This window comes from Vibrio rubrogenes (assembly GCF_059641415.1).
Map to the genome: position 1 here is coordinate 1 of NZ_JCARSY010000006.1, position 12,832 is coordinate 12,832.

The 12,832-nt window shown below is 44.9% G+C and carries 11 protein-coding genes and 1 riboswitch; of the genes, 9 read left to right on the plus strand and 2 right to left on the minus strand.

Going from position 1 to position 12,832, the window contains the following annotated elements; all coding sequences use genetic code 11:
* Positions 1 to 523 precede the first annotated feature (523 nt).
* The 9 genes from AC55NX_RS06160 (at position 524) to thiH (ending at position 10,421) form a co-directional block, all read left to right on the plus strand.
* Positions 524 to 1,924: an MFS transporter gene (locus AC55NX_RS06160; RefSeq protein WP_496994950.1), complete on the plus strand. Its 1,401-nt coding sequence runs from the start codon at positions 524 to 526 to the stop codon at positions 1,922 to 1,924.
* Between the two features lie 9 nt (positions 1,925 to 1,933).
* Complete coding sequence (locus AC55NX_RS06165) at positions 1,934 to 2,875, plus strand: glycoside hydrolase family 43 protein (protein ID WP_496994951.1); 942 nt, start codon at positions 1,934 to 1,936, stop codon at positions 2,873 to 2,875.
* Positions 2,876 to 3,321: 446 nt separating this feature from the next.
* Complete coding sequence (gene crcB, locus AC55NX_RS06170) at positions 3,322 to 3,705, plus strand: fluoride efflux transporter CrcB (protein WP_059123139.1); 384 nt, start codon at positions 3,322 to 3,324, stop codon at positions 3,703 to 3,705.
* A gap of 44 nt (positions 3,706 to 3,749) precedes the next feature.
* Positions 3,750 to 3,848: riboswitch (TPP riboswitch) on the plus strand.
* A 151-nt stretch (positions 3,849 to 3,999) separates the two neighbouring features.
* Entirely contained in the window at positions 4,000 to 5,961 is a 1,962-nt protein-coding gene (gene thiC, locus AC55NX_RS06175) for a phosphomethylpyrimidine synthase ThiC (protein ID WP_496994952.1), read from the plus strand.
* A gap of 1 nt (position 5,962) precedes the next feature.
* The gene (gene thiE, locus AC55NX_RS06180) at positions 5,963 to 7,393 is read left to right on the plus strand and encodes a thiamine phosphate synthase (RefSeq protein WP_496994953.1); all 1,431 of its coding nucleotides are present in this window, start codon (positions 5,963 to 5,965) and stop codon (positions 7,391 to 7,393) included.
* Entirely contained in the window at positions 7,377 to 8,279 is a 903-nt protein-coding gene (locus AC55NX_RS06185; protein WP_496994954.1) for a HesA/MoeB/ThiF family protein, read from the plus strand. Before thiE ends, AC55NX_RS06185 begins: the two co-directional genes overlap by 17 nt.
* A gap of 1 nt (position 8,280) precedes the next feature.
* On the plus strand, positions 8,281 to 8,487 hold the full coding sequence (gene thiS / locus AC55NX_RS06190) for a sulfur carrier protein ThiS (protein ID WP_496994955.1): 207 nt from the start codon (positions 8,281 to 8,283) through the stop codon (positions 8,485 to 8,487).
* A 43-nt stretch (positions 8,488 to 8,530) separates the two neighbouring features.
* Positions 8,531 to 9,307: a thiazole synthase gene (locus AC55NX_RS06195; protein ID WP_496994956.1), complete on the plus strand. Its 777-nt coding sequence runs from the start codon at positions 8,531 to 8,533 to the stop codon at positions 9,305 to 9,307.
* 1 nt (position 9,308) lies between these two features.
* Positions 9,309 to 10,421, plus strand: a complete 1,113-nt coding sequence (thiH, locus tag AC55NX_RS06200; RefSeq protein WP_496994957.1) for a 2-iminoacetate synthase ThiH — start codon at positions 9,309 to 9,311, stop codon at positions 10,419 to 10,421.
* 325 nt (positions 10,422 to 10,746) lie between these two features.
* Here the strand turns inward: thiH and choV are convergent, their stop codons facing one another.
* Together choV and choW are read right to left on the minus strand one after the other, a co-directional pair.
* On the minus strand, positions 10,747 to 11,961 hold the full coding sequence (choV, locus tag AC55NX_RS06205) for a choline ABC transporter ATP-binding protein (RefSeq protein WP_496994958.1): 1,215 nt from the start codon (positions 11,959 to 11,961) through the stop codon (positions 10,747 to 10,749).
* Position 11,962: 1 nt separating this feature from the next.
* A complete protein-coding gene (choW, locus tag AC55NX_RS06210; protein WP_496994959.1) occupies positions 11,963 to 12,811 on the minus strand; it encodes a choline ABC transporter permease subunit in 849 nt (282 codons plus the stop codon).
* Positions 12,812 to 12,832: the final 21 nt, after the last annotated feature.

The window sequence follows — 12,832 nt, forward strand, 5'->3', positions numbered from 1 at the left end:
TTTTAGCGTTTAGCGAAAGTGGCGCGGTCGTTCAGTGGGTTAGTCTTTCTTTTTAAAACCAGCGGCCTGTCACGCCGGGGGTCGCGGGTTCGAGTCCCGTCCGCTCCGCCACTGATTTGAAGACCTCAGCAGTCATGCTGGGGTTTTTTCGTATCTGGCGGAGAGATAACGAATCTTGTTTGTTTATTCAAAAATATCGTTTTATTCCAATGCTATTGAGCCTCAGTCGAACAACTGGGGCTTTTTTGCGTTTAGATGATGGCTTCGTTCTATAGACGATTGAAAAGAGAGAGGATTACATAGAGGCGGACACATTACTGCTGAAGCCAAGAACACTATTTCAATAACAATAATGATATAAAAAGATTCGTTTTAGTAAGAATAGCTATATCGATGGACATATCCGCTGATTTATAGAATCTGCATATTATGCAGCTGATAGCATTCATTATTCAGATAATAATTCGGGGTCGAAATAACGAAGATACCTGATTTTATTTCTATCTGAACGAGGTCTATGACTATGTATAAGTTCAAACTCTCTGTGCTTGAGAAAGTTGGATTTGGCTCAGGGGATATGGCTGTTAATGTGGTGATTTCATCGATGATGCTGATTATCACATTTTTTTATACCGATATCTTTGGCATTAAAGCCAGTGATCTGGCGATGTTATTCATTGTTGTTCGTTTAATTGATGCGGTGACCGACCCTATCATGGGGATGATTACGGATAAAGTGAATACCCGTTGGGGGCGCTATCGTCCTTATATGCTGTTTTTATCAATCCCCTTTGGCATTTCAGTGTTCTTAACCTTTAGTACGCCAGATTTGGATTACAACGGGAAATTAGCCTATGCCTATGCGACCTATATTTTTGTGACGGTGATGTTTACCGCTGTCACGATTCCGTATATTTCTTTAATCAGTGTGCTTACCGATGATCCGAAAGAGAAGCTATCAGCCAACGGATATCGGCTATTCTTTGCCAAAATTGCTGCGTTTCTGGTGACCATTATTGTTCCCTTACTCTCTGAAAGGTGGGGGAGTGAAAATATTCAATTAGGCTATCAGTATGCGATGGGATTAATGGCTTCCATGGGGACACTGTTGTTCTTATTTTGTTATTTTACGACGACGGAACGGATCGATTATGTCATCGAGAGTAAGCCATTTACCCGACAACTGAAATCTCTCATCAGCAATGATCAGTGGGTCATTTTATGTATGGTTTGTATCACCGGTACGGTTGGTTACACCGTGCGAGGCTCGGTTGCTGCATATTATGCCAAATATTATCTGGGAGGAGATGCTGCGACGATTTCTGCATTCCTTGCGACAGGGGTTATCGCTGCGATTCTGGCGATGGTGGCGTCAACTTGGATAACGAAATACTACTGTAAGATTAAACTATTCCGTTACAGTCAGATTGCTGTGATGATCCTGAGCGCTGTGCTCTATTTTTCTGTCGGGCCGTCTGATTTTGTCCTCGCTTTTTTTCTCTATTTTCTGCTTTCTTTCATTGTTGATTTACACGCGCCTGTTTTCTGGTCAGCGATTGCTGAAGCGGTTGATTATGGTGAATTTAAATTGGGTCAACGAGTCTCTGGTTTATCGTTTGGCGGTATTTCATTCTGTCAAAAATTTGGAATGGGGATTGCCGGTGCGATTGTCGGATGGTTACTGACTTTCTTTGATTATGCACCGAATCAGGCACAGTCGAGCTTTACATTAACTGGGATTGCTTTAATGCTCACCCTCATTCCCGGTATATTCCATCTGCTCATGGGGCTTTTGATGTTCAGATATAAAGTGACAGACAGCTATTACACCGCAATGATTCATCAAGGGGCAGACAGCAAAGCGATGAGTGATGGTATCGATCATGTGCATGATAAAACACCGCTATCTGTTCCAGCAAAATGAGGTTATTCCATGGTATTTAAGATAAAAAACCCAGTTATTGAACAGCGAGCCGATCCACATGTCTATCTTCATCATGATGGATACTATTATTTCACGGCATCGGTTCCTGAATATGATCGTATTGAGCTGAGAAGAGCAAAAACGCTGGCCGGTCTGGCAGAAACGAATGAAGTCGTGACGGTTTGGCACAAGCCGGATCATGGCCTTTACTCCGATTTAATCTGGGCACCGGAGATCCACGCGATTGACGGTAGTTGGTATATCTACTTTGCTGCCGCGCCCAGCCGGGAAATAAAGGATGGTTTATTTCAGCATCGCATGTATGCCATTCATTGTGATGGGGAAAACCCGCTGGCGCAACCATGGACGTTTTGTGGACAGATCGATTCTGGCATCGATTCATTTTGTCTCGATGCAACGACATTTGAACACCGAGGAACGCGGTATTATGTCTGGGCACAGAAAGAACAAACGATAGCCGGTAATTCCAATTTATACATTGCTGAAATGTTGTCACCGACAACACTAAAATTACCCGCCAGTCGTTTATCGATACCTGAGTTTGATTGGGAAACTCAAGGTTTCATGGTTAATGAAGGCCCGTACATCCTGATTAGTCACGGAAAAGTCTGGCTGACATATTCTGCCAGTGCGACCGATGAACGTTATTGTATGGGGCTTTTGCAAGCTGATGAGGATACAGATTTACTTGACCCTGCAAATTGGTACAAATCGCCACAGCCGGTTTTTGTGACCAACGCCGACGAAGGTGTTTTTGGTCCCGGACACAGCTGCTTTACCAAAGATGAGCAGGGCAATGATATTTTGGTGTATCACGCCCGTGATTATACGGAGATTGAAGGTGACCCGTTATGGGATCCCAACCGTCATACCCGTATGAAACAGATTTTCTGGGAAGGGGATCAGCTTATACTGGGTCAGGCTGAATAGGAATTTGATGTCTTAAATCTCAGCTTGGAATCACAGAGTCAATTACTCTGACGGAACGATACCCTCTCTTCTATAAGGTTGAGGAATGAATGAGTTTGGTAAACGATAAATGCCAAGCATTGTCCTCAACCGTTTCACTCCCAACTGAATTTATATTTTTGATCTTCTTCATGTCACACAGTACCATCATTATTCTATTCATCTCCCTGAACAGCGGATATTGAAGCAAGTGCTACTCTATACCGATACTCGTATGAGCTGGGTGCCCGTATCAGACATGAACCATAATATGATACTTGATGGGTATGTAAAATCGGATTAAGTGAAGGATTTTGACATAAAGTGACTCCTGTAACTTTTTCATTGTGTGAATTTGTATGACCTTTGATACTCGTATTTTTTAATTAAGAAAGGTTGTATTTGGGGATTTTTTTGAGGAAATGATGATGAGTCAGTTCTCTATTCTGGGCTTTATTGCTTTTGGGGGCGCTTTCGGTGCTTGCTCCCGGTATTTGATTTCAGAACTTTGTGTGTTTCTGTTCGGTAAAGGTTTTCCTTATGGAACCCTGACCGTAAATATTTTAGGCTCATTTGTGATGGGGCTTTTAATTGCGGCTATTCAGGGACAATTGATTTCCGTTGAACCATGGCGTCAAATCATTGGGTTAGGATTCTTAGGCGCTTTGACGACTTTTTCTACTTTCTCTATGGATAACGTTTTATTGATGCAGCAAGGCGCATTTATCAAGTTTGGTCTCAATATCCTGTTGAACGTTACTTTGAGTATTTCTGCTGCGTGGGTTGGTTTTCAACTGATCACAAAGAGTTAAATATTTTTTTTACTTTGTTTAATAAAATCCATTCTCTATAATGTTGATACTTGTCGGAGTGCCAAAGGGCTGAGACCGTTCATTCGGGATCCGTTGAACCTGATCAGGTTAATACCTGCGAAGGGAACAAGAGAGAATATTCAGGCTATATTACATTTCACCACAGCCTCTCTATTGTCCGAAAATCTTTCTGTATGTCGCTTTTCCTCATCACGCGATAATCGATTTTCACCTCTTGTCTATGCGTCCTTCCGTCAAGCATTTATTTCTTAACCATTTACTGGAGAAAAATGCATGTCGAGCCGTAAACAATCCAGACTGGAAGCAAAGCAGTTTATTGAAAATATCCAGTCAACACCTTATCCCAATTCAAGCAAAATTTATCTACAGGGTTCGCGGGAAGATATCCGGGTACCGATGCGAGCTATCCAGCTTGCCGATAGCCTGGTCGGTCACTCGAAGGATAGCCCTGTCTATGAACCTAACGAACCGATTTGTGTCTACGACACTTCAGGCGTGTATACCGACCCGCACTATACAATCGATGTGTATCGAGGATTACCGGCCTTGAGACAGCCATGGATCGAAGAGCGGTCTGACACAGCAATGCTGGAGCAGATGACCTCTGATTATGCGCGTGAGCGTTTGGCGGATACAACGCTCGACTCTTTGCGATACGGTCATTTACCGCTCATTCGTAAAGCTCTGCCCGGTCATTGTGTCACCCAGCTTCATTATGCCCGGCGTGGCATCGTGACGCCTGAAATGGAGTTTATTGCGATTCGTGAGAATATGCAGCGTCAGCAGTATCGTGATGAGCAATTGAACTTACAGCATCCCGGAGAAAGTTTCGGTGCCCATATGCCGGAAGTTATCACCGCTGAATTTGTCCGACGCGAGGTCGCAGAAGGGCGAGCGATTATTCCGGCAAATATCAACCATCCCGAATCTGAGCCGATGATTATCGGGCGTAACTTTTTAGTCAAAGTGAATGCCAATATTGGTAATTCATCCGTCACATCTTCGATTGAAGAGGAAGTTGAGAAGTTAGTTTGGTCTACCCGCTGGGGCGCTGATACGGTGATGGATCTCTCCACTGGGCGCAATATACATGAAACGAGAGAATGGATTCTACGCAATAGTCCGGTTCCTATCGGTACTGTACCGATGTATCAAGCTCTGGAAAAAGTTAATGGCGTTGCCGAAAATCTGACTTGGGAGGTCATGCGTGACACGTTGATTGAGCAGGCGGAGCAGGGGGTCGATTACTTTACGATTCATGCCGGTGTACTGTTGCGCTATGTTCCTATGACCGCTAAGCGGGTGACGGGAATTGTTTCCCGCGGTGGTTCTATCATCGCGAAATGGTGTCTGGCACATCATGAAGAAAACTTTCTGTATACCCATTTCCGGGACATTTGTGAGATCTGTGCCCAGTATGATGTCTCACTCTCTTTAGGGGATGGACTCCGGCCCGGCTCCGTGGCTGATGCCAATGACGAAGCCCAATTCTCTGAACTCAGAACTCTCGGAGAACTGACCAAAATTGCATGGGAATATGATGTTCAGGTCATGATAGAAGGCCCCGGACATGTGCCAATGCATTTAGTCAAAGAGAATATGGAAGAGCAACTACGGCATTGCTCGGAAGCGCCGTTCTATACCTTAGGCCCACTGACAACCGATATTGCGCCCGGATACGACCACATTACCTCTGGGATTGGTGCGGCCATGATCGGTTGGTACGGCTGTGCAATGCTTTGTTATGTCACCCCTAAAGAACATCTTGGTCTGCCGAATAAAGAAGATGTGAAAACGGGATTAATTACCTACAAGCTTGCTGCCCATGCTGCTGATTTAGCGAAAGGGCATCCCGGTGCTCAAGTCAGAGATAATGCTTTATCGAAAGCACGGTTTGAATTCCGTTGGGAAGACCAGTTTAATCTGTCTTTAGATCCGGTCACGGCTCGCACTTACCATGATCAAACGCTGCCTCAAGAATCGGGAAAAGTCGCTCATTTCTGTTCAATGTGCGGTCCTAAATTCTGCTCAATGAAGATCTCTCAGGAAGTTCGTGAATATGCGAAAGCGCAACAGGATAGTCATTCCGAGCATGATCATTCTGTAAATATTCAGATGGTAACCAACCCGTCAGATGCTGAACGATTGGCAGGCATGAAACAAAAATCTCAGGAGTTTAAAGCGCAAGGTTCAGCACTATATCGCTTAGCTCAGGATGCTGATCAGGAGGAGTAGGATGATTGGGCTAAGTATCGCAGAGGTCTTTTGCACGACCGATCTGCTCGCATCGGTGAAGGTCAATCTTCACCGAGTGTTAAACATAGCACAGTCGGTAGGACTTGCCGGGCCGGAGCAGAATTTCTTGTTTGATGCTGACTCGCATCACCGTGGATTGTATGTTCGTTTGAAGCAAGATGAGCTGAGAAATAAAAGCGTCGTGCTAGCTGTTGAGCAGCAGCAAATGATGACTTTTGCCCAGCAGCAAGATATTCAGCAGCACTATCATATGAGCTATTGTGAGCAAATCCATGGTTGTGAACTCATGGGTGATGGTGATCATCTGTGGGCTCAACAAGATGAACAACAGGCAAAGGCAAAAGCGGGAATGGCTGCTCATGCTCATATTGTTGTCGCGTCTTCACCACAACCAGATGCGCCACACTCTGAATTATGGCGGGTGGGGAATGAGGTTCGTTCGCTTTCCTCTGCTACATTTTCCTCGGTGTTAGCGCCGGAAGTTTTAGATTCTGAAACGACTCGCTCTGATGACTCTCAACATGCATTTGTTGCGAAGCATTTAGCCTGGTTGATTGGCGCTCTGGCTTTAGACTTTCCGCTTGAAGATGCTCTGATCATTGCTCGGGCTTCCATGAATGTTTCACGTGAAACATGGCCCCGAGATGGGCATGCATTTCCGGTTGTCTCTTCAGTCAGTGGGCTATCTGTGTCTGACTCACATCAACTGACACAGCGCCCTCAATTTAAAGCCGTTCATATTGAAGACTTGTCACTCTACCCGGTAGTTGATGATGTGATATGGGTAGATAAATTACTCCGGTTAGGGGTGAAGACGATTCAGTTACGGATTAAAAATCCACATCAGCCTGACCTTGAGCAGCAAATTAAACAAGCGGTCTCGCTGGGGAGAACATATCAAGCGCAAGTTTTTATTAATGATTATTGGCAACTTGCGATTCAATATCAGGCTTTTGGTGTTCATCTGGGACAAGAAGATTTACACACCGCCGATATTCAGGCGCTGCATCATGCTGGCATTTGTTTAGGTATTTCAACTCATGGTTACTGGGAAATTCTCAAGGCACAACAACTTCATCCAAGTTATATCGCCCTAGGACATATTTTCCCGACCACAACCAAACAGATGCCTTCTCAACCGCAAGGGCTTGCCCGGCTACGACTCTATCAACAGCTCGTCGATTCTATTGCACGGGCACATCAGCTGGCGATTCCAACGGTGGCAATTGGCGGGATAGATTTAAATAACGCCGCAACTGTTTTAGAACAGGGTGTCTCAAGTCTAGCGGTGGTTCGTGCTGTGACACAAGCGGCAAACACTGCGAGTGCCGTTGATGCTTTTCAGCAGTTGTTTCTATCGAGGAAAGAACAATCTCAGTCAGGGAGGAAGGGCCATGTCGTTACTCGATGATGATGCATTTCTTCGCTATCAGAGACAGATTGCTTTGCCAGACATTGGTGAAATCGGCCAATGTGAACTGAACAAAAAGCATGTACTGATGATTGGCTGTGGTGGATTAGGGACAAATGTTTCACTGTATCTTGCCGGTGCGGGCATCGGTTCGATAGTTCTGGTGGATCATGATGCGGTAGAGATGAGTAATTTGCATCGACAAATTGCTTATCGGGAAGCGGATGTCGGTACTCAAAAAGTACGTGCGCTTGCCAACCAACTACGCGCGCTTAATCATCAGTGTCGGATCAGAACCCTTGATAAAAAGCTGGACGATAAACAACTTCAGCTTGAGGTGATGTTAGCTGATGTGGTGATCGATTGTAGTGACAACTTTCCGACCCGCCATCAAATCAATCGTATCTGTTATCAACAAAAGACAACTCTCGTCTCTGCATCCGCGATTGGCTGGGACGGGCAGTTATCCGTTCATCGCTTTTCAAATGATGCACCCTGTTATCGTTGCTTAGTTGGTGATACCGGAGATCATCACCCTAAGCGATGCCATGAGTCTGGTGTATTGGGTCCGACTGTCGGAACGATGGCCTCGCTTCAGGCACTTCAGGTGATTCAAGAATTACTCAGGGATATCAATCCGAACTCATCTTTTACAACCAACCAATCTTTACACACACAATCTTCAAATTCGCGATCTTTACATACTTCTTTACATACAAATGAACAATTGACCCCGAGTGGCAGCATGGCTGAGTTTTTTCATTTTGATGGACGAAGGATACGGCTGAAATCATTGCGCTATGAAAAAGACCTTTATTGCCCGGTGTGTGGTGACTCAGTTGGTGAGTGTGATATTGGAAATAGTCATAGTAAGAAAGGTGGATGAGATGAATATTCAAATAACACTGAATGAAACCGTTTATACATTTCCTGCTGGTATCACGTTAGCACAAGTGATCATCCAGCTTCATTTACCTGAACAGGGGTGTGTTTTTGCACTGAATGAGCAAGTGATGGCGAAAAGCCGATGGTCACAAGTGATGCTCAATGATGGTGATCAGATTTCGCTCTTTCAGGTCATTGCCGGAGGTTAAGTAGATGGCAATTCAAACACTGCGCAACAATGGAGCATCAGATATGAATACCCCCCTAAAAATTGCAGACAGAATATTCGGTTCCCGTTTATTCACCGGCACCGGTAAATTTGCCAGTGCGGAGATGATGGTGAAAGCGATTCAAGCATCCGGTTCAGAAATGACGACAATGGCTTTAAAACGGATCGATCTGCAACATGCAAATGATAATATTCTAGTGCCTTTGCAGACACTCGACTTACATTTTCTGCCTAATACTTCCGGAGCAAAGACCGCAAAAGAGGCGATATTTGCCGCGCATTTAACACGAGAAGCGCTGGAAACCCATTGGATTAAACTCGAAATTCATCCTGATCCCAAATATTTGCTGCCGGATCCGATTGAAACACTGCGTGCCGCAGAGCAACTGGTAAACGATGGCTTTATAGTTTTGCCTTATTGTCATGCGGACCCGGTTTTATGCAAACGTCTTGAAGAGGTCGGGTGCGCAGCGGTTATGCCGCTTGGGGCACCGATTGGTTCAAATCAGGGGCTAGCCACTGAATCTTTTCTGGAAATTATTATTGAACAAGCCAATGTTCCCGTGGTGGTTGATGCCGGGATTGGGCTACCATCTCATGCGGCTCAGGCGATGGAAATGGGGGCAGATGCAGTGTTGGTGAACACGGCAATTGCCAGTGCAGCCGATCCGCTGATGATGGCAAAAGCATTTAAGTTGGCGGTTGAATCCGGACGTATTGCCTATGAAGCAGGCAGGGGTGTTGCATCATCTCATGCGGTGGGAACCAGTCCGCTCACTCAATTTTTAGGGGAGGCGTGAGATGAGTTTTCTCGACGTTTTCCATCAATTCAACTGGGACGATGTGCGTCTTTCGCTGTATAGCAAAACATCAGCTGATGTGGTGCGTGCATTGGGGAAAACCAAACGGTCATTGGAAGATTTTAAAGCGTTGATTTCTCCGGCGGCAGAACCTTTTCTTGAGCAGATGGCCCAGCAGTCCATGGCGCTGACCAGAAAACGGTTCGGTAATACGGTGGGATTTTATATCCCGCTATACCTGTCTAACCTTTGCTCTAATTCATGTACCTACTGCGGTTTTTCAATGGAGAATCGGCTCAAGCGAAAAATACTGAATCATCAGGATATCGAGGCCGAGATTGCTGCGATTAAACAGATGAAATTTGACAGTATTTTGTTGGTGACTGGTGAACATGAGACGAAAGTTGGACTATCGTATTTCGAACAAGTGATCCCTCAGATTAAACAGCATTTTAACTATCTGGCAATGGAAGTTCAGCCTCTGGATGAAGCAGCGTATGTCAGGCTGAAAGCATTAGGGTTGGATGGCGTGATGGTTTATCAGGAGACCTATCATCCTTCAACTTACGCACAGCATCATCTACGGGGCAACAAGACTGACTTTGAATATCGCTTACTGACACCGGACCGGCTTGGTAGAGCGGGTATTGATAAAATTGGTTTGGGGGCTTTGATCGGATTAGATGACTGGCGAACGGATATTTTCCACGTTGCTCTGCATCTTGCCTATCTGGAAAAGACATATTGGAAGTCTCGCTATTCGATTTCTTTTCCGCGTTTACGACCATGCACTGGTGGCGTTGAGCCGGCTTCGATCATGACGGATAGACAACTGGTGCAAACGATCTGTGCATTTCGTTTGTTTGATCCCGAGATTGAATTATCACTTTCGACCCGGGAATCACCGAGTTTCAGAGATAATGTAGTGCCACTTGGTATTACAGCTATCTCTGCGGGGTCCAAAACACAGCCGGGGGGGTACGCCGTTCAATCAACAGCGCTAGAGCAGTTTAGTATTGACGATGATCGCTCAGTTGAAGAGGTGGAACAAGCGATCATATATCAAGGATTGGAGCCGGTATGGCATGACTGGCACTCGGTTTTTTCCGGCTAAGAAGCTTAATTTCTATGCTATGAGAGGTTTTTCAACGAACACGTAATTTTCAATTAGCATACTATGACAAGAACTAGGTTTTTAAGCGCTGTAGGCCTAGTTCTCTCTGTCAATGTTTCACGTGAAACATCGGCGTATATTTTCATCGATTAATTTTTATTGAATAGTATGTCAACAAATAGTGTGTCAACAGAAGCAAGAAGAAGAGAAGACTTATCTTCATGATGAGATCAAACCTTCTCTTCTTGTTTCTTTATTTATCTTGTCTGAGACACCTTTGCGGTGTCAAAAATATCGAAACAGCAGTGTTTAGATTAATCTATGCCTATGCTGCTTTGGTGGCCTCATTATATTTACCAAGCAGAGCATGATAGAAATTGTCATCACTGAGAATGCCAACAAACTGACCATCCTCAACTAAAATAACCGGATGACCGGTATGGTAGCGAATTTCAATCGCATCACGCATTTCTATATCGGGTGAAACCAGAATAATGGTATTTTTATCCAATGAGGAGATATCAAGGTTCTTATTCCATTCGATAGTCTTGAGTGACTCTGAGCCTTGAACGACTAGTTTACCGCTTTGCTCTTCCAGCCATAGATCGTTTTGTTGGCAAACCTGCCAGCGTCCTTCCTGATGTGTCAGTTCATCAACTGGCTTCATCAGAGAACGACCCTTAAGTACATTCAATGGATTTGTATGGGCAACAAATTCACGGACATAGTCCGTTTTGGGTTGCAGAACAATCTCTTCCGGACGACTGTGTTGAATCAGTTCCCCTGATTCCATGATGGCAATGCGATTACCAATTTTTAATGCTTCATCTAAATCATGACTGACAAACAAAATCGTTTTATTTAATTTTTTCTGTAAGGTCAGCAATTCATCTTGAAGCTGGGTCCGAATGAGTGGATCAAGTGCTGAGAAAGGTTCGTCCATTAACAAAATATCGCTATCCATTGCAAAAGCACGTGCGAGACCAACACGTTGCTGCATCCCACCAGAGAGTTCATGGGGAAACTGGTTTTCCCACTCTGCTAAGCCGACCATTTCCAGCTGTTCACGCGCATGTTTACGGCGCTCTTTTTTGGATATCCCTTGCATTTCAAGGCCAAAGGCGACGTTATCAACTACGGATAACCATGGCATCAGTGCAAACTTTTGGAACACCATCGAAACACGCTGAGTCCGAAGATGACGTAATGTTTCACGGTTACAATTGGCAACATCAACAAAATCTTGACCGTGTTTTACTTTCAGGGATCCTCTGGTGATTTGGTTGAGTCCGTTAACGGCTCGCAGTAAACTTGATTTCCCCGAACCGGACAATCCCATTAATACGCAGATTTCACCTTCTTTCACCTTGAGGCTGACGTTATTCACGCCAACGACTAATCCGGTTTCATCAATAATTTCCTGACGCGTTTTGCCTTGATCGAGGAGGGCCGTTGCTTTTTTAGGGTGACGGCCAAAAACCACATCCAAGTTTTCAATTGCAATCGCATCTGCTGCTTCATGTTCTACAAATTGATTCATCTTATTGCTCCTTGGCTTGATTCGGCGTTTTGCACAGTCGATCAAGGATGATGGCAACCAATACAATGGCTAGGCCAGCTTCAAATCCTTGCGAAATATTCACGGTATTCAGGGCCCGTACGACAGGTTTTCCCAGACCGTCTGCACCAACCAAGGCTGCAATCACAACCATAGAGAGCGATAACATGATGCACTGCGTCACACCAGCCATAATGCTGGCCATCGCTGCCGGTAGTTCAACTTTAAACAACAGTTTCATATTGCTGGCACCAAATGCTCTACCTGCTTCGACTAATTCTTCCGGAACACGAACGATTCCCAGATAGGTCAGGCGAATCGGGGAGGCAATGGCAAAAATGATCGTCGAGATTAAACCGGGAACTACACCAAGGCCGAACAAAACAAGGGTCGGGATTAAGTAAACAAATGTCGGCACGGTTTGCATCAGATCTAAAATAGGGCGAATTGCGGTGTACAACCAAGGTCGATGAGCCGCCATAATGCCAATCGGAACACCCATTAAGACTGAAATCCCGGTTGCGGAAAAGACCAGTACAAAGGTTTCCAGCATTTCTTGCCAGTATCCGAGGTTCAGAATGAGCAAGAGAGAGGCGACGATAAAAATCACCAAGGATATCCGGCGATGGAGCCACCAAGCCAGTGCGGCTGTGAGCAAAATAGGAAGAAACGGTGGCATGGATTGGAAAAAATCAACCAGAAACATAATCACTGTTTCAAGGGTATACGAAATCGCATCAAAAAAACCGGATGCATGAATCGTGAGCCAGTCCACGAATGACTCGATCCATTGACCGAGTGGAATTTTATAATCTGTAATGAAATTATTCACAATAATTTACCAATTTACCTC